The organism is Ruegeria intermedia, from assembly GCF_900129345.1.
GTDB lineage: Bacteria > Pseudomonadota > Alphaproteobacteria > Rhodobacterales > Rhodobacteraceae > Ruegeria > Ruegeria intermedia.
In genome coordinates, this window is the sequence record NZ_FQVK01000004.1 from 1 (window position 1) to 16,711 (window position 16,711).

General features: G+C 63.2%; 18 protein-coding genes. 11 read left to right on the top strand and 7 right to left on the bottom strand.

What is annotated here, in order from left to right; genetic code table 11:
• Positions 1-75 precede the first annotated feature (75 nt).
• On the top strand, positions 76-270 hold the full coding sequence (locus tag F3H26_RS03965) for an integrase core domain-containing protein (protein WP_262504550.1): 195 nt from the start codon (positions 76-78) through the stop codon (positions 268-270).
• A gap of 155 nt (positions 271-425) precedes the next feature.
• Here F3H26_RS03965 and F3H26_RS03970 read toward each other — a convergent pair.
• Together F3H26_RS03970 and F3H26_RS03975 are read right to left on the bottom strand one after the other, a co-directional pair.
• Positions 426-1,552, bottom strand: a protein-coding gene (locus F3H26_RS03970) for an IS3 family transposase (RefSeq protein ID WP_149774779.1) whose coding sequence is annotated in 2 segments (ribosomal slippage) — positions 426-1,288 and positions 1,288-1,552 — 1,128 coding nt in all. Because the reading frame shifts where the segments join, the coding sequence is not laid out codon by codon here.
• 53 nt (positions 1,553-1,605) lie between these two features.
• Positions 1,606-2,298, bottom strand: a complete 693-nt coding sequence (locus tag F3H26_RS03975) for a hypothetical protein (protein WP_149774780.1) — start codon at positions 2,296-2,298, stop codon at positions 1,606-1,608.
• Between the two features lie 162 nt (positions 2,299-2,460).
• Here F3H26_RS03975 and dusA point away from each other — a divergent pair, with 162 nt between their 5' ends.
• The 4 genes from dusA to F3H26_RS03995 are packed head-to-tail and all read left to right on the top strand — an operon-like array spanning position 2,461 to position 5,873.
• Complete coding sequence (gene dusA / locus F3H26_RS03980; protein WP_149774781.1) at positions 2,461-3,474, top strand: tRNA dihydrouridine(20/20a) synthase DusA; 1,014 nt, start codon at positions 2,461-2,463, stop codon at positions 3,472-3,474.
• Positions 3,475-3,507: 33 nt separating this feature from the next.
• Positions 3,508-4,332, top strand: coding sequence for a sulfite exporter TauE/SafE family protein (locus F3H26_RS03985; protein ID WP_149774782.1), 825 nt, complete (start codon positions 3,508-3,510; stop codon positions 4,330-4,332).
• Positions 4,326-5,111, top strand: a complete 786-nt coding sequence (locus tag F3H26_RS03990) for a phytanoyl-CoA dioxygenase family protein (protein WP_394349761.1) — start codon at positions 4,326-4,328, stop codon at positions 5,109-5,111. The genes F3H26_RS03985 and F3H26_RS03990 overlap by 7 nt, the downstream gene beginning before the upstream one ends.
• 33 nt (positions 5,112-5,144) lie before the next feature.
• Entirely contained in the window at positions 5,145-5,873 is a 729-nt protein-coding gene (locus F3H26_RS03995) for a SpoIIAA family protein (protein WP_149774784.1), read from the top strand.
• A gap of 566 nt (positions 5,874-6,439) precedes the next feature.
• Here F3H26_RS03995 and F3H26_RS04000 read toward each other — a convergent pair.
• Genes F3H26_RS04000 through ccmI form a run of 3 tightly spaced genes read right to left on the bottom strand, consistent with a single transcriptional unit; the run spans position 6,440 to position 8,381 of the window.
• On the bottom strand, positions 6,440-6,673 hold the full coding sequence (locus F3H26_RS04000) for a DUF1289 domain-containing protein (protein ID WP_005982310.1): 234 nt from the start codon (positions 6,671-6,673) through the stop codon (positions 6,440-6,442).
• Positions 6,674-6,690: 17 nt separating this feature from the next.
• The gene (gene ruvX, locus F3H26_RS04005) at positions 6,691-7,155 is read right to left on the bottom strand and encodes a Holliday junction resolvase RuvX (RefSeq protein WP_149774785.1); all 465 of its coding nucleotides are present in this window, start codon (positions 7,153-7,155) and stop codon (positions 6,691-6,693) included.
• Complete coding sequence (gene ccmI, locus F3H26_RS04010) at positions 7,152-8,381, bottom strand: c-type cytochrome biogenesis protein CcmI (RefSeq protein WP_149774786.1); 1,230 nt, start codon at positions 8,379-8,381, stop codon at positions 7,152-7,154. Before ccmI ends, ruvX begins: the two co-directional genes overlap by 4 nt.
• 176 nt (positions 8,382-8,557) lie before the next feature.
• On the opposite strand from ccmI, the gene F3H26_RS04015 reads away from it, so the two are divergent.
• The 5 genes from F3H26_RS04015 to F3H26_RS04035 all read left to right on the top strand — a co-directional run bounded on the left by F3H26_RS04015 (position 8,558) and on the right by F3H26_RS04035 (position 14,589).
• A complete protein-coding gene (locus F3H26_RS04015; protein WP_149774787.1) occupies positions 8,558-9,802 on the top strand; it encodes a sarcosine oxidase subunit beta family protein in 1,245 nt (414 codons plus the stop codon).
• Complete coding sequence (locus tag F3H26_RS04020) at positions 9,802-10,599, top strand: FkbM family methyltransferase (RefSeq protein ID WP_149774788.1); 798 nt, start codon at positions 9,802-9,804, stop codon at positions 10,597-10,599. Before F3H26_RS04015 ends, F3H26_RS04020 begins: the two co-directional genes overlap by 1 nt.
• A 19-nt stretch (positions 10,600-10,618) precedes the next feature.
• Positions 10,619-10,948 carry a sarcosine oxidase subunit delta gene (locus F3H26_RS04025; RefSeq protein ID WP_149774789.1) on the top strand — a complete coding sequence of 110 codons (330 nt, stop codon included), beginning with the start codon at positions 10,619-10,621 and terminating at the stop codon, positions 10,946-10,948.
• 67 nt (positions 10,949-11,015) lie between these two features.
• Positions 11,016-14,030: a sarcosine oxidase subunit alpha family protein gene (locus F3H26_RS04030; protein WP_149774790.1), complete on the top strand. Its 3,015-nt coding sequence runs from the start codon at positions 11,016-11,018 to the stop codon at positions 14,028-14,030.
• Complete coding sequence (locus tag F3H26_RS04035) at positions 14,023-14,589, top strand: sarcosine oxidase subunit gamma (protein WP_149774791.1); 567 nt, start codon at positions 14,023-14,025, stop codon at positions 14,587-14,589. Before F3H26_RS04030 ends, F3H26_RS04035 begins: the two co-directional genes overlap by 8 nt.
• A 36-nt stretch (positions 14,590-14,625) precedes the next feature.
• Here F3H26_RS04035 and F3H26_RS04040 read toward each other — a convergent pair whose 3' ends face one another.
• Positions 14,626-15,015 carry a hypothetical protein gene (locus F3H26_RS04040; RefSeq protein ID WP_149774792.1) on the bottom strand — a complete coding sequence of 130 codons (390 nt, stop codon included), beginning with the start codon at positions 15,013-15,015 and terminating at the stop codon, positions 14,626-14,628.
• Positions 15,016-15,120: 105 nt separating this feature from the next.
• Entirely contained in the window at positions 15,121-15,882 is a 762-nt protein-coding gene (locus tag F3H26_RS04045) for an FkbM family methyltransferase (protein ID WP_149774793.1), read from the bottom strand.
• Positions 15,883-15,979: 97 nt separating this feature from the next.
• On the opposite strand from F3H26_RS04045, the gene F3H26_RS04050 reads away from it, so the two are divergent.
• Positions 15,980-16,579 (top strand): superoxide dismutase, encoded by a 600-nt coding sequence (locus F3H26_RS04050; RefSeq protein WP_149774794.1) that lies wholly within the window; start codon positions 15,980-15,982, stop codon positions 16,577-16,579.
• Positions 16,580-16,711 lie beyond the last annotated feature (132 nt).

The window sequence follows — 16,711 nt, forward strand, 5'->3', positions numbered from 1 at the left end:
TTTGATGATCTTTTCCTGAATGCTTGTCATTGATCGACACTCCTTGCTTGCGCTCCAAAAGAGCAGAAATGTCAGATCAAGTCGTGTGTTTTACAGATCAAATATGAAGAGGTATACCTGCGCGCCTATGACAGCGTCTCGGCCGCCCGTGAAAGCCTTCGCCGGTATCTGGCATTCTACAACACGCGGAGACCGCATTCATCGCTGGACGGGCAGACGCCCGATCAGGCATACATCAACCCGTCGCGACCAATCCCGGTCGCGGCATAACCGAGCGGGAAATCCACCTACAAAACGGCTCGAAACTGTTCAAACGAACCGAACCACCTCTATCGTTCCCTTCTTTTTCTCCAGGATCTTTCATGTCTCGCACCAGAATCGTGGAGTGTCTTGATCAGCCCCACCTGAGTGGTCCAGTTTGACTGTTAGTGCATAGTCGGCCTGTGGTCCATCGGGACGACGGTTTCCGGGGCCGGTGGGCGGTAACCCAAGGCGCTGTGCGGTCGTTTCGTGTTGTAGTGCCTCTTCCATTGTTCGATCAGGATCTGTGCCTCGCGCAGGGTATAGAATATCTCGCCATCGAGCAGCTCATCGCGGAACCGGGCGTTGAAGCTTTCGCAATAGCCATTCTCCCAGGGTGAGCCGGGTTCTATGTAGGCCGTCCTGGCGCCGACCGCGGAAATCCAGTCCCGGGCAGCCTGTGCCACGAACTCCGGGCCATTGTCCGACCGGATGCAGGCCGGCACACCGCGTAGGATGAACAGATCGCTTAGGGCGTCGATGACATCTGTGGAGTTCAGCTTGCGCTTCACCTTAATCGCCAGGCATTCTCGGCTGTACTCATCAAGGATGTTCAGCGTCCGAAAAGCTTTGCCATCGTCGGTTCGACAATGGACGAAGTCATAGGACCACACGTGGTTGCGATACTCTGGTCGAAGCCGGATACATGAACCGTCATTCAGCCAGAGCCGCCCTTTCCTCGGCTGCCTCGATGGCACTTTCAGCCCCTCCCGTCGCCACAGCCGTTCCACGCGCTTGTCGTTCACATGCCAGCCGGCATCTCTCAGCAAGGCTGCGATCCGACGGTAGCCGTAGCGACCATATTGGCGCGCCAGCTCGATCATGTCCGCTACCAGGCGCTCTTCGTCAGCACGTCCCCTCGGCAGCTTGCGCTGTGTCGAGCGGTGCTGGCGCAGCACCCGGCAAGCACGACGTTCCGAGACGCCCAGTTCGTTGCGGACAAGTTCGATACAAGCTCGACGATGGGCGGGGCTCAGAAGTTTCCCTTTGCCGCCTCCGCCAGGATCAGCTTGTCCAGCGTCAGGTCCGACACGGCCTTCCTTAGCCGCTCATTCTCCTTCTGAAGCCGTTTGAGCTCTCTGAGCTGGTCGGTTCCCATCCCACCATACTGCTTGCGCCAGCGGTAGTAAGTCTGCTCGGTAATGCGAACCTCACGGATCGCATCCACCCGCGCCATTCCTTGCCCGACGAGCACCTCAACCTGCCGCAGCTTCGTGACAATCTCTTCCGGCTTGTGTCGTTTCGTTCCCATTCTGATCCTCCGTTTTCCTCAACATAACGGCGGACCACTTCAGTGGGGGAAGGTCAATCCCACAAAATGCGAGAAATTTCGGCTTGGCGTCTTGCGGAGAAAATCGCGAACGGAACAATCTTGCTCATTGGAATCGCCCGAGTGTCGCGAGTTTCCCGCCGCACAAAGCTTTCCATGAGCGCATCCAATTCGGCAATACTTGGGCGTCTCGTGCGCTTCTTTGATTTTCCAGTAATGCCTAGTGAGGTCGTGGTTTCTCGGGCTTCCTCGATGACCCTTTTGTCGAAAGGAACATCGAACGCTGGTCTGGCAAGCCGGAGGCAGCCAGCCAAATGGCTCATGTAGTTTGACGTAGTTGCGGGCGACCGAGCCGCAGATCCGTGTTCGCCCTCTGCTACCTGGATAGCAAACTCGACAAGGTCTGAGGGTCGAAGAGACGTGACTTCTAAATCAGCGACGTCAAAAAGTTTGATTGTGTTCAGAACCTGAGATTTGGTCTTACCCATCTCCTTGCGCTGGGTGGCGATAACTTGATCGATCAATTCTTGTACTTTGGTGCGGACCTGATGACTGACGAGTTTCCCAGCATTGAACTCTTTTTCAATCCGTCGGATCCAAGCTGTGGCCGTTGTTTTTCTTGGAAAGGTGGCCGACTTGGAGAAAACGATCCTCCCATTGTCCTTTTTGATGACCTGCGCTCGGTACTTGATGCCGGATTTGCTCTTGCGCTCAACGATAGTGCCCATTATTTCCCATTCTTTATTTTTGGCACACCGGTGTTATAGGTTCCCGGTATGCCAAGCTCCAAGTGGGTATGCCAAACGGTATGCCAAAAACTCTAAATATTGCAAAACCCCGCAAAATAAGGCCCAAACAGGTCATCGTGCAAGCCAACAGAAATTGCCCAAATGACAGATAAGCCCTTAATAACAAAGGCCGCGAGGCTGTCAGTTGCACCGATGATGGACTGGACGGATCGTCATTGCCGGTACCTGCACAGACTTCTGAGTTCCAATGCGCTTCTCTACACCGAGATGGTGACCGCACCCGCTCTTGTCCGAGGTGGCGCGCTTCACCTACTGGAGTTCAGCCCTGAAGAACACCCCGTGGCCCTGCAACTGGGCGGGTCCGACCCCGAGGAACTGGCGCAGGCTGCCATGTTGGGGGCCGAGGCGGGGTATGACGAGATCAATCTGAATTGCGGATGCCCATCCGACCGGGTGCAGTCGGGCACCTTCGGCGCAGTCCTGATGAAAGACCCCGCGCGCGTGGCGGACTGTGTCGCGGCGATGCGCGCAGCCGTGCGCGTCGAGGTGACGGTGAAATGCCGCATCGGGGTGGACGAGCAGACCCCCGAAGAGGTGCTGCCCGACTTTCTGGACAGGATCCGGGCCGCCGGATGTCAGCGGGTCACCATCCACGCCCGCAAGGCCTGGCTGCAAGGTCTGAGCCCCAAGGAAAACCGTGACATCCCGCCGCTGGACTATGAGCTGGTGCATCGGATGAAGGGTGCGTTTCCGGACATGCACATCTCGATCAACGGGGGAATCGCGTCGCTGGCCGAGGCGCGTGCCCAGCTTGAGGCCGGGCTGGACGGGGTGATGATCGGGCGGGCGGCCTATCACCAACCCACCGACATTCTGGCCGAGGCCGATCCGCTGATCTTTGGCACCGGGGCCGCCGCCGATCCGGTCGACGTCGTGCGCAAGATGCTGCCCTATATCGATCGGCACCTTGCCGCAGGGGGGCGGTTGCACCAGATCACCCGGCACATGCTGGGCCTGTTCGCGGGCCGTCCGGGCGCGCGGGGGTGGCGACGGGCCCTGTCGGAAGGGGCGGTCCGGGACCATGCCGGTCCCGAGGTCGTGCTGGAGGCGCTGGCCCGCGTGGCGCCGGACGCCGTCGCCGCCCCGGCAAATTGACAAGGCCGAAGGGCCGCATACCAAGGGGGACGGATGCCCGAGACGTTTTTGCTGGTCCAGATGCTGGGCCTGTTGCTTGTGATCGGAGCGCTGGCCGGGGTGCTGGCCGGCCTGCTGGGCGTGGGCGGAGGGATCGTTCTGGTGCCCGCGTTCTTCTACACCTTCCAGACATTGGGCTATGGCGGCCCGCAACTGATGCAGATGTGCCTGGCGACTTCGCTGGCCACGATCATCGTGACCTCTGTCCGCTCGGTTCTGAGCCACAACAAGAAAGGCGCGGTGGACTGGCAGATCCTGCGTGGCTGGGGGCCGGGGATCGCCGTGGGGGCCATTGTGGGCGTCATGGTCGCCTCCGCCCTGCGGACCGAGGCGCTGCAGGCATTGTTCGGCATTCTCGGCATCTGCATCGGGGCCTATCTGGGCCTGGGGAAATCCGAATGGCGGCTGGGCGATGGCATGCCCGGCGGGCTGCGTCGGGTGCTGATTTCTCCGATGGTGGGGTTTCTGTCGGTGCTGATGGGGATCGGCGGCGGCAGTTTCGGCGTGCCTTTGATGAGCCTGTACAACACGCCCATTCACCGGGCCGTCGCCACCGCGGCCGGGTTCGGCGTCATCATCGCGGTGCCATCGGTCATCGGTTTCCTGTTTCTGCCCATCGCGCCGGACTATCGCCCGCCTTTCACGATCGGGGCCGTCAACCTGATCGCTTTCGGCGTGGTCGTTGCCATGACCATGATCACCGCGCCCTGGGGCGTGAAGCTGGCTCATGCGATGGATCCCAAACCGCTCAAACGCGTCTTTGCGGTCTTTCTGACCCTCGTGGCGCTGAACATGCTGCGCCAGGCGTTGGGGTGGTGAGGCCCTTCCGGGCGCGCGGGTGGGAGGTTTTCCCGGCCGAGCCCGCCGTCGCCGACTGGGTGGCGCATGCGCTGCCGGCGGCCCGCGCGGCGGTGCGGGATCCGGCCCATCTCCATTGGCTTGACTGTGAAGGGACGTGGTTCATCGGCGTCGACGCCCTGCCAAACGACGCGGCGGGGCGGGTTGGCGGTTCGGGGCCGTTGGGCGGCGCGGCGTTTGACTTCCTGCGCGCGCAATACGGTCCGGTCGCGCTGCACCCGGGGCAGGTCTCGGTGGTCTATCCGGGCTATCCACTGCCGCGCCGGGGCGAGGGCGAAGCCGCCGCCCGATACCGGGCCCGGCGCGACGGGGCCCATGTGGACGGGCTCAAGCCCACCGGCCCGGATCGGCGCCGCCATGTCGACGAGCCGCACGCCTGGATTCTGGGGCTGCCGTTGACCGAGGCCAGCGCCGATGCGGCGCCGCTGGTCGTCTGGGATGGCAGCCACCGGATCATGCAGGCGGCATTCCGCCGGGCGCTGGCGGGCGTCGCGCGCGCGGATTGGGCAGGGGTGGACATAACCCAAGCCTATCAGGCTGCTCGCCGAGAGGTGTTTGAAACCTGCCCCCGGATCGAGATTCCGGCCCGGCCGGGAGAGGCCATCGCACTGCACCGGCATTGCCTGCACGGGGTGGCCCCTTGGCGTGACGGTGCAACGGCCGGACCCGACGGACGGATGATCGCCTATTTCCGGCCCGAACTGCCCGGCGGTGTGGCCGATTGGATCGAAACACCGTAACCTCGGGCCATTCTCTGATTTGGAGGCCATTCGATGATTGCGATTCACAAGACGTCTGACGGAGCTTTGCTCGAAATCGAACTGACTGGAGAAGTCTCCAGCACAGATTACACCAACACTCTGGTTCCCGCGATCGAGGCCGCGCTGCAAGAGCATGACCAGGTTCGGATGCTGGTGATCGTGGGGCCCAAATTCAAAGGCTACGATCTGGGTGCCGCGTGGGAGGACACCAAGCTGGGACTCAGCCATTGGCGCGGGTTCGACCGGATCGCGGTGGTCACCGACAAAGCTTGGGCGAAGACCGGCGCGCGGTTGGCGGCTCCGCTGATGCCATGCCCTGTGCAGGTGTTCGAGATGTCGCAACTGGACGAGGCGCGCCTGTGGCTGCGTGAATCGCTCGGGGCCATTCACGTCGTCGATCTGGGCGGGCCTTGCGTGCAGGTCAGCCTGTTGGGCAAGGTGGACCCCAAGGAGTACGAAGAGGCCGAGGCGAGCCTGGACAGCTTGCTGAGCCAGAAGGAGGGTTTCCGCCTGCTGATCGATCTGCGCGAGTTCGACGGCTGGCAGGGCCTGTCGGCGCTGGCGGCGCATTTCCGGCTGGCGCGCAATCATATCGGCATGCTGGACCGGGCCGCGATCGTGGGCGACAAGGCCTGGCAGCACATGGCGCAGCGCGTCGCGCGGCACATCCTGGGCACGCGTACCCAGTATTTCCCGTCCGAAGAGTATGAAGAGGCCAAGACCTGGCTGGCGTCGGGCTGATCCGTCCGGGTCCGCGATTCGGCCGATTGGCCCTTGATTTTCCCCGGCTGACCTTGGGTCAGTCCGGGCCGTGCCGAAGGTATTGAATTCGTTACGTTACGTCCGTTGCGCGCCGTCGCCGATGGCGCGCGCGCGGAAGTATCGGAACTTGCCATGTTTTTTTGTCCATTTGGACAAATTCGTGCGAATTTCAGCGAGGTTTTCCCCTTAATCACGGATCCGAAGTTCGGTAGGCACCGGTCGCTGCTGCAATCTGCCGTGTATTCCGGTACAGGCATTGTCCCCGAGGGTTCGGCTGGATCGCACCGGCGCCGAGCTGTTCGAAGGGGGCTGAATTGCGACTGTTCAAGCTGATTTCCGGGAAGGTCAGGTGCGGTTCCCCAGGGGGCACGCCTGACGGCGACACCGCAGCGGAAGACCGCGCAAGAACCAACCGGGCCGAGATCACCCGGCTGTTCCAGCGCGAACTCATGGCCAAGAAGGCAGGCCACAGGGCACCCGACCGGCAAATCGCGTCTGGGTGCGACGATCAGGCCTCAAAAAAAGGCTCTGACGGGACGACGGCCCTATGACCGATCCAGCCGGGCCGCGCGTCCGCCGCGCCGTTTGGCCAGGCGGGGCTTGCGGCTGGGCAGCTCTTCCATGATGGCGGCGCGTTCGGTGCTGTCCATCTTCGACCAGCGAGAAATCTCGTCCATGGTGCGGTAGCAGCCGGTGCAGATCTTCTCGGTCGGATGCACGACGCAGATCTGCACGCAGGGGCTTTCGACCTCGTTCCGTTTCCAGATCATGTTCGTCATGCGCGGTCTCCGACCCGTTACAGAAAGCGCAGCCTGTCCAGCGCCCCTTGCAGGATATAGCCCGCCGCGACGTGATCGATCACCTGTCCGCGACGTTTTCGTGTCGTATCCGCCTCCAACAGTGCCTTTTCCGCCGCAACTGTGCTCAGGCGTTCGTCCCAGAACCCGATCGGAATATCGGTCAGTTGCGACAGGTTGCGGGCGAAGGCGCGGGTGGATTGGCACCGCGGCCCCTCGGACCCGTCCATGTTGCGGGGCAGGCCCAGGACGATCCCGCCGATTTCCCGGTCGGTCGCGATTTCCAGAAGGCGCGCCGAGTCGAGCTTGAATTTCTTGCGCCGCACGGTTTCCAGCGGGCTGGCCACGCCGCGCATCCGGTCCGACACGGCCACACCGATGGTCTTTTCGCCCAGGTCCAGCCCCATCAGCGCCTGCATAGGGGGCAGGGCGGCGGCAAACTCCTCGAACCCGTCGTGAATCATTGCGCGATCCCGGCCTGACGCGCGGCCGAGACGATCATCTCCAGCGCCTCTTGGTTGTCGGCGAACTTGGCCAGCGCCTCGTCGCGGATCGCGGTGGCGCGCTCGGTTTCGCCCAGAACACCCAGCGCCGAGATCAGCCGCGCCCATTCCTGCGGCGTGCCGCCCTCGGTCGCCAGCCTGTCGGACAGCCCGTCAACCATGCCGCGGATCATCTCCTGCCGTTCTTCGGCCGTCATCTCGGCAGCGGCCTCCATGTCGGCCTGGCTGGGGCCGGCGCCGGCCGGAGCGGCCGAAAGATCGGGGGCGTTGAACACGCCGGCGCGCCAGGCCAGATCGTCGATCTGGGCGCGGATCGCCTGCGCCCAGGGCGCCTGAGGCGGCGAACTGCGCAGCGTATCCGCCCACACCCGATAGGCCAGATCGGGCCGGCCGATCTGGGCCAGCATCTGCCCCCAGTAATAGCGCGCGGGGCCATGGGTGGGGTCGCGTTTCAGGGCTTCACGCAGGGCGTCCTCGGCCTCGGGCGAGACATAGCCGCCCGCCGCGAGGATCAGCATCTCGGCCAGGTTCGAATAGGCATCGGCCGAGGCATCCGCGCCCGACAGCTCGATGACCTTTTTCTGCGCCTCGTACCCGGCCTTGAAGTTGCCGGCATTGGTTTCGTGCTGAGCCAGCAGCATGTGCCCCTGCAGGTCGTCGGGGCGGCTGGCCACAGTTTCGCGCAACTGGTCCAGCAGCTTGGCATAGCTTTCGTCCAGTTGCGGCGGCTCGACCGGGGGGGCGGCCTGTTCGGCCTCGGCCTGGCCGGGGCGGTTCTCGCGCAGTTCGTCGGCCATTTCCAGGCGGGCCGACAGAGGTTGGTCGGGATACCCTGCCGCGCCCAGTTGTCGATACAGAGCCAGGGCGCCGCCCATCAGCAGCATGGTCAGAACCACCGGTGCCGCCACGCGCATTGCCCGCGAGGGGCCGGACCCCGTCGCGGACGCCTGCATCTGCGCGTCCGCGGCCAGAATGCGGCGCGAGATTTCCGTCCGCACCCGCTCGGCATCGGCCTGGCCGATCACGCCGCGGGCCAGGTCGCGGTCCACGCTGGCCAGCTGTTCGCGATAGACACGCAGGTCATAGGCCGCCGCCGGTTCTTCGTTTCGGCGTTCCCGCAGCAGCCCATAGGCCAGGAAAGCCGCGATCAGCAGCGCGAACAAGATGAGCAGAACCCAGAACGTCATGGTCCCTCCGACAATGGTTGCCCTGACTTAGACCTGCTTGCGGTCCGACAAAAGGGACAAATGGCCGCGAATGGCCTACATGTCGCAATAGTGCGATATTGCGGCGCTGCATGGCAGGGGTATTCTGCCGCTGCACGGCATATCTTCGGCCAAACACGAACCGGACGGATTCGCTCATGAAACACTATTCAGCCTTTGCCGTGGCGCGCGAGGCGCTGCGCTATCACACCGGATGGGAGCGCGCCTGGCGTTCGCCCGAACCCAAGAAGCGCTATGACGTCATCATCATCGGCGCGGGCGGGCACGGTCTGGCGACGGCGTATTACCTGGGCCGGAACTACGGCATCCAGAACGTCGCGGTGATCGAAAAGGGCTGGCTGGGTGGCGGCAATACCGGCCGGAACACGACCATCATCCGCTCGAACTATCTGCAGGATCCCTCGGCCGCGATCTATGAAAAGGCGCGCGGCCTGTACGAGGATCTGAGCCAGGAGCTGAACTACAACATCATGTTCAGCCCGCGCGGCGTGATGATGCTGGCCCAGACCCAACACGAGGTGCGCGGCTATCAGCGTACGGCGCACGCCAACGCGCTGCAGGGCGTCAAGACCGAGTGGATCGGTCCCGAACGCGTCAAGGAACTGGTGCCGATCATCAACATCGACGGCCCGCGCTATCCGGTTCTGGGCGCGCTGTGGCAGGAACGCGGCGGCACCGCGCGCCACGACGCGGTGGCCTGGGGCTATGCCCGGGCCTGCTCGAACATGGGCATGGACATCATCCAGCAATGCGAGGTCACGGCCATCCGCTCGGCCAACGGCCGCGTCACCGGGGTCGAGACGACCAAGGGCGCCATCGAGTGCGACAAGCTGGGCATCGTGGTGGCGGGCCACTCGGGCCAGCTGGCCGAGATGGCGGGCTTCCGCCTGCCGGTCGAGGCGCTGGCCCTGCAGGCGCTGGTGTCCGAGCCGATCAAGCCTTGCATGGACGTGGTGGTGATGGCCAACACCGTGCATGGCTACATGTCGCAATCCGACAAGGGCGAGATGGTGATCGGCGGCGGCACCGACGGGTTCAACAACTTCACCCAGCGCGGCAGCTTCCACCATATCGAGGAAACCGTCCGCGCCCTGGTCGAAACCTTCCCGATGATCTCGCGGCTGAAGATGCTGCGCCAGTGGGGTGGCATCGTGGACATGACCGGCGACCGCTCGCCCATCCTGTCCAAGACGCCGCTGGGCGGTTGCTTCATCAATTGCGGTTGGGGCACCGGCGGGTTCAAGGCCATCCCCGGCTCGGGTTGGGGCATGGCGCAGCTGATGGCCACCGGGCATTCCCCGCTGACCGAGGCGTTCTCGCTGGACCGGTTCAAAGAGGGCCGCTTCATCGACGAAAGCGTCGCCGCCGGGGTCGCGCATTGATGGACATCCAATCCCTTCCCACGGCGATACCTGACCGGCCGCGCCGAAGCCGGCTGGCGTTGCTGGACTTTCTGCTGGCGTGTTTCGACGCCCAGTCCGACAGCGTTCAGGTGGTGCAGGTCGGGGCCAATGACGGCAAGCTGGATGATCCCATCCTGCCGTACTGGTCGAAGCCGCATTGGAAAGGTGTCCTGATCGAGCCGCACCCGCTGTATTTCTCGGCCCTTGCGTCGCTGCATGCGGCCAACCCGAACGTGACGCTGGTCAATGCCGCCGTCTCGCAGGTGGCGGGCAGCATGACGCTGTATCACCTCGACGAGACCTATTCCGGCGCCTATCCGGGCTGGCTGCGCGGCTGCGCGTCGCTGGACCGTGGCCGGATGGTGGCCGCGATCGACCGCGCCAACCGCAGGACGGGGGCGGACGTGCCGCATTCGGCCGTGGCCGAGACAACCGTCGCCGCGCGGCGGCTGGACGACATTCTGGCCGAAACGGGCGTTTCCGCCGCCGATATCCTGGTGATCGACGTCGAAGGGCACGAACGCTCTGTCCTCGACAGCTTTGATCCCGCGCGCCTGGGGCTGTCGCTGGCCATCGTTGAATGCAACGCCGGCGACCCGGCCGAACAGGATGCGATCGTCTCGGCCCTGAGCGCGGCCGGTCTGGTCGCCTATCGGCTGGCCAACGACATCGTCGCCCTGCGCCCGGGCCGCGTCACCATCCCGATCGAGGCGATGTTCCACTTCAACAACCTTGTTCCGCTGACCGCCCAAGAAACGGTCGAGCCGAATCCATGACCAAAGGTGTTTTGACCCGATGCTGATCCTGACCTGCCCCTATTGCGGCGTCGACGCCGAAGAGACCGAACTGACCGCCGGCGGCGAAGCGCATCTGAAACGCTTCGGCCCCGGCTCGTCGGATGACGAGTTCCACGACTATCTGTTCGCCCGTGAAAACCCCAAGGGCGCGCATTTCGAACGCTGGCGCCACAGCAACGGCTGCGGCAAGTGGTTCCACGCCGCGCGCTGCACCGCCACCCTCGAGGTGTTCGGCACCTATTCGGCCCAGGTCACCGAGCCGCCGCAGGAGATCCGCGATGCGATCTCGGCCAAACGGCCGGGCTGGACTTGGAGAGAGTTCTCCTGATGCCCCGCCCATTCAAGAACATTCCCGCCGGAGGCACCATGCCCTCCATCCGCGAAAGGTCCGAAACATGAGCACCCGTCTCGCCAAGCAAGGCCGGCTGATCGACCGGTCGAAACCGGTCACCTTCACTTTCAACGGCACTGCGATGCAGGGCTATCAGGGCGACACGCTGGCCTCGGCCCTGCTGGCCAACGATCAGATGATGGTCGGCCGGTCGTTCAAATACCACCGTCCGCGCGGCGTCGTGGCCAGTGGCGCCGAGGAGCCCAACGCGTTGGTTGGTCTGGGGCAGGGCAACCGGTTCGAGCCGAACCAGCGCGCCACCACGACCGAGCTGTTCAACGGTCTGACCGCGATCTCGCAGAACCACTGGCCCAGTCTGGAATATGACATCGGCGCGGTGAACACGGCGCTGGCGCGGTTCCTGCCGGCGGGCTTCTACTACAAGACGTTCATCCACCCCAAACCGTTCTGGAAACATGTGTACGAGCCGTTCATCCGCCAGTCGGCCGGTCTGGGCAAGGCCCCCGACAAGGACAGCCGCGACGCGGATACCTATGAACACTTCTATGCCTTCACCGACGTATTGGTGATCGGCGGCGGTGTTGCGGGCCTGCAGGCTGCCAAAGCCGCGGCGCAATCGGGTGCCAAGGTCATGCTGATCGAACAGACCGCCCATTGGGGTGGTCGCGCGCCCGTCGACGGCGGCACCGTCAACGACGAGCCTGTGGATAAGTTCGTGGAACAATTGGTTTCCGAACTCGAAACAATGGATAACGTCACCCTGCGGTCGCGCTGCATGGGGGCCGGGGTCTATGACCACGGCTACGTGCTGGGATACGAGCGTCTGACCGACCACAAACCGGGCACTCAAGGCCCGCGCCACCGCCTGTGGCGCATCCGCGCAAAACAGGTCGTTACGGCGACCGGTGCTATCGAGCGCCCGCTGTCCTTTGCCGGCAATGACGTGCCGGGGGTGATGCTGGCCTCGGCCATGCGCGACTATGTGGTCAACTGGGGCGTGACCCCAGGCGAGCGCGTGATCGTCGCTACCAACAATGACGACGCCTACCGCACCGCGATCATCCTGAAACAGGCTGGCGTGGATGTTTTGCGCGTGATTGATGCGCGCCCGTCGGCCGGTCCGCTGGCGGACGAGGCGCGCAGCCTCGGCATCCGGGTCGATCCCGGCAAGGCCATCGCCAAGGTCAAGGGCGGCAAGCGGGTCAAGAAGGTCGCGATCTGCAACCAGGAAGGCATTGGCGGCGCTCGGGAAGAGGTCGAATGCGACGCGGTTGCCATGTCGGGCGGCTGGTCTCCGGTGGTGCACCTGTGGTCGCATTGCGGCGGCAAGCTGATCTGGGACGAAGCCAACGCCCATTTCCGCCCCGACCCCGACCGTCCGCCGCTGGGCGCGGATGGCGCAGGCTTTGTCGTGCCGGCGGGGTCGGCCAACGGGCCGCTGGCGCTGGGCGAGGTTCTGGCCGATGCCCATGCCGCGGGCAAGGCCGCGGCCAAGGCAGCCGGCTTCAAGCCGAAGAACACCAAGGCACCGCAGGGCGAGGCCGAGACCGAAGCGCCCATGCAGGCCGTCTGGCTGATGCCCGCCAAGGCCGAGGTGCAGCTGCGCATGAAGTCGTGGCTGGACTTCCAGAACGACGTGAAGGTCTCGGATGTGCAACTGGCCGCGCGCGAGGGCTATGAAAGCGTCGAGCACACCAAGCGTTATACCACGCTGGGCATGGCGACCGATCAGGGTAAGCTGAGCAATATCAACGGTCTGGCGATCCTTGCTGATGCACTGGAGTCGGAGATTCCCAAGGTCGGCACCACCACCTTCCGCCCGCCCTATACGCCCATCTCGATGGGCGCCATCGCAGGCGAGGCGCGCGGCGAGGTGTTCCAGCCAATCCGGCGCACGCCGATGCATGATTGGCATGACCGGAATGGTGCCGATTGGGAGCCGGTGGGCCAGTGGCGGCGCCCCTATGCCTATGTGCGAGCCGGGGAAACCGTGCATGACGCCGTGAACCGCGAGGTCCGGAATACGCGCGAGAACCTCGGGCTGCTGGATGCCTCGACCCTGGGCAAGCTGATCGTCAAGGGGCCGGATGCAGGCAAGTTCCTGGACATGATGTACACCAACATGATGTCCACGCTGAAGGTCGGCAAATGCCGCTATGGACTGATGTGCTCGGAAAACGGCTTCCTGATCGACGACGGCGTCGTGGCCCGCATCGACGAGGACACCTGGCTGTGCCACACCACCACCGGCGGGGCCGAACGCATCCATGCCCATATGGAGGAATGGCTGCAGACCGAGTGGTGGGACTGGAAGGTCTATGTCGCCAACGTGACCGAGCAATACGCCCAGATCGCCGTGGTGGGCCCCAACGCCCGCAAGGTGCTGGAGAAGCTCGGCGGCATGGATGTCAGCAAAGAGGCGCTGCCCTTCATGGAGTGGCGCGACGGCCAGATCGGCGGCTTCGACTGCCGGGCCTACCGCATCTCGTTCTCGGGCGAGCTGTCCTATGAAATCGCGGTGCCCGCCAGCCAAGGTCAGGCCTTCTGGGATGCCCTGATGGAGGCCGGGAAAGAGTTCGGCGTGATGCCTTATGGCACGGAATGTCTGCACATTCTGCGGGCCGAGAAGGGCTTCATCATGATCGGCGACGAGACCGACGGCACCGTGATCCCGCAGGATCTGGGGCTGCACTGGGCGATCTCGAAGAAGAAAGAGGATTTCCTGGGCAAGCGCGCGCAGGAACGCTCTCACATGACCGACCCGGATCGCTGGAAACTGGTGGGTCTGGAGACTGTGGATGGTTCCGTTCTGCCCGACGGTGCCTATGCGGTTGGCGAGGGCGTAAACGCCAACGGTCAGCGCAACGTGATCGGGCGCGTGACCTCCACCTATTTCTCGGCCAACCTGGGCCGGGGCATCGCCATGGGGCTGGTCAAGAACGGGCCGAACCGCATGGGAGAGGTGATCGAGTTCCCGAGCACCGACGACAAGATCTACAAGGCCAAGATCGTGGACCCGGTGTTCTACGACAAGGACGGGGAGAAGCAGAATGTCTGAACCCATCAGCGCACTGAACCACGCCAGCTTTGACGGCATCGCCCGGATCGAGGAATGCGGCCTGCAGGGAATGATCACCCTGCGCGGCGACCTGTCCGACAAAGTCGTGATCAAGGCGGTCAAGGACGCCACCGGCCAGAAGATGCCCGGCCAGCGCGAGGCCTTCGTCAATGGCGAAACCGGGGTCTGCTGGATGTCGCCGGACGAGCTGCTGGTGCTTGTTCCTTACGCCGAGGTCGAGGAAAAACTGGCCGCCATGCAGGGCGCGCTGAGCGGCATTCATGCCTTGGCGGTCAACGTCTCGGACGCGCGGGCGGTGTTCCGGGTCTCGGGGGCGACCGCGCGTGAGGTTCTGGGCAAACTCGCGCCCGTCGATCTGTCGCGGGATGCGTTCCAGCCGGGCCAGATCCGCCGCACGCGTCTGGCGCAGGTGGCCGGAGCGTTCTGGATGGACGACGAGGAAACCTTTCGCGTGGTGTGCTTCCGATCGGTTGCGGACTACGTGTTCAAGCTGTTGAAGGTTGCAGCCCAGCCCGGCAGCGAGGTTGGGTACTACTGAAAGAAAAGGAAAGCCCCGGTTCTGCCGGGGCTTTTGTTACTTTACTTTCGAACAGGTCCCGACTCCGTAGGGCTTGTTCGCAAAATTCCCCCGCAGGAACGCCATGCGAACGGCAACCGTGTTGTCGCTTGTGTTCAGATTCGCCTGATATCGTACACGGGCATTGCCCCCCGCGACCATTTTTCGATCGAGGTTCCAGACGATACGATACCGGTTGGCACCTCGGTCCTTGAATTTTGCCTTGACCCAATCCTGGTATGAACTGGCGGCCATCGCCGATGCGGTAGAGAGGTCAATCTGGAACCCATACTCGGGTGCAATCCAGCCATGGGCGTCTTGTTTGGTCATCTTGCAATGATAAGCGATTGTTTCTGCAGCGGCGGTTTGTGCAAAAACTGCGGCAGCAACAAATAGGATGAGTTTCAAGTCAATTTTCCTGTGTATTCAGAGGTTAACGCAGGAAAATGACCAGAGCATCACTGAAAGCGCAAGGGTAATTTCTCGTTTAAAGAGAATTCTTGTCGCCGTATTCTATCCCGTGAACAACACGCTTCGGAACTGCGCCAAAGCACTTGGGCTCAGCAGGTCTTTGGCCGAGATTGGCTGCCCGGCCTCATCGCGCGTGGTCGGATAGAAGGACAGCGCCGCAAGCAGGCCTTCGACCTGTTCGGAACGCTTGCTTTCGTCCAGCAGGGGCGCGTGCAGAGACAGATACAGGGCTGGTTTTTGATCCTGCAGCCAATCGGCAAGTGTCGGCAGAACCGCAAATTCGGCCCCTTCGATATCCATCTTGACCAGCGACACGCCGGAAAGGTCGGTGGCAGAGGCGAACTGATCCCATGCGATGGTCAGGGCGTCGGTTCCGTGCGCGCCGTCATGCAAGAGCGAGCTGGTGGAGTCGCCACGCTCGCCCCTGACCGAAGCCATGCGGGCCAAGCCGAACCGGTCGGACAAGGCCACGCCAAAGGCCGAGACATTGCGGATGTCGTTCAGGTCGAGGTTCCAGGCCAGATGGCGATAGGCGGTCGGGTCGGGCTCGAAACACCAGACATGCCGGGCTTTGCGAGCGCCATACAGAACCGTCGGCCCGATCCACGCGCCGATGTCCAGATAGTCGCGATCTGGCGAAAGATGGCGGTCGAGCACGGCGAAGGTTTCGGGCTCCCAGTTGCCGGCCGAGGCCTTGCGCCAGAATTTCGAATGGTAGGGGTCCAGTCGGAACGGCTCGCCGTTCAGGTTGCCTGCATAATGACCGCGGGCGCGGTAGAACATCTTGCGCGCCTGCGTCAGCATCGCGGACCTCCGGGTTTTCTGCTCTCGGGCCTTGACCTGCGGCGGTTGCCAAAGCATTTAACCTTGGGAACGCAACAATAATTTACAGGGGGCCGAGATGGCTTTTGAACTTCCTGATCTTCCTTATGCACATGACGCGCTGGCAGCCAAGGGCATGTCGGCGGAAACGCTGGAATATCACCACGATCTGCACCACAAGGCCTATGTCGACAACGGCAACAAGCTGATCGCCGGGACCGAGTGGGAAGGCAAGTCGCTGGAAGAGATCATCGTCGGCACCTACCAGGCCGGCGCGGTGGCCCAGAACGGCATCTTCAACAACATCAGCCAGCTGTGGAACCACAACCAGTTCTGGGAGATGATGACCCCGGCTGAATCGAAAATGCCCGGCGAGCTGGAGAAGGCGCTGGTCGAAAATTTCGGCTCGGTCGACGAGTTCAAGTCGCAGTTCGCCGCCGCCGGCGCCGGTCAGTTCGGCTCGGGCTGGGCATGGCTGGTCAAGAACGCCGACGGATCGCTGGCCGTCACCAAGACCGAGAACGGCGTGAACCCGCTGTGCTTCGGCCAGACCGCGCTGCTGGGCTGCGACGTGTGGGAGCATTCCTACTACATCGACTATCGCAACAAGCGCCCCGCTTACTTGGAGAACTTCCTGAACAACCTGGTGAACTGGGAAAACGTCGCCTCGCGTATGTGACGGTACGGCCCGGAACGCCCGGATCACGGCCCGCCAGCCTGAAAGCTGGCGGGTTTTTCGTTGTCCTCCGGCGGCTGTCGGCCAAGATTGCCCCTTTGCCGTTGCAAGTCTCTTTTTGATACATAGGTGAAC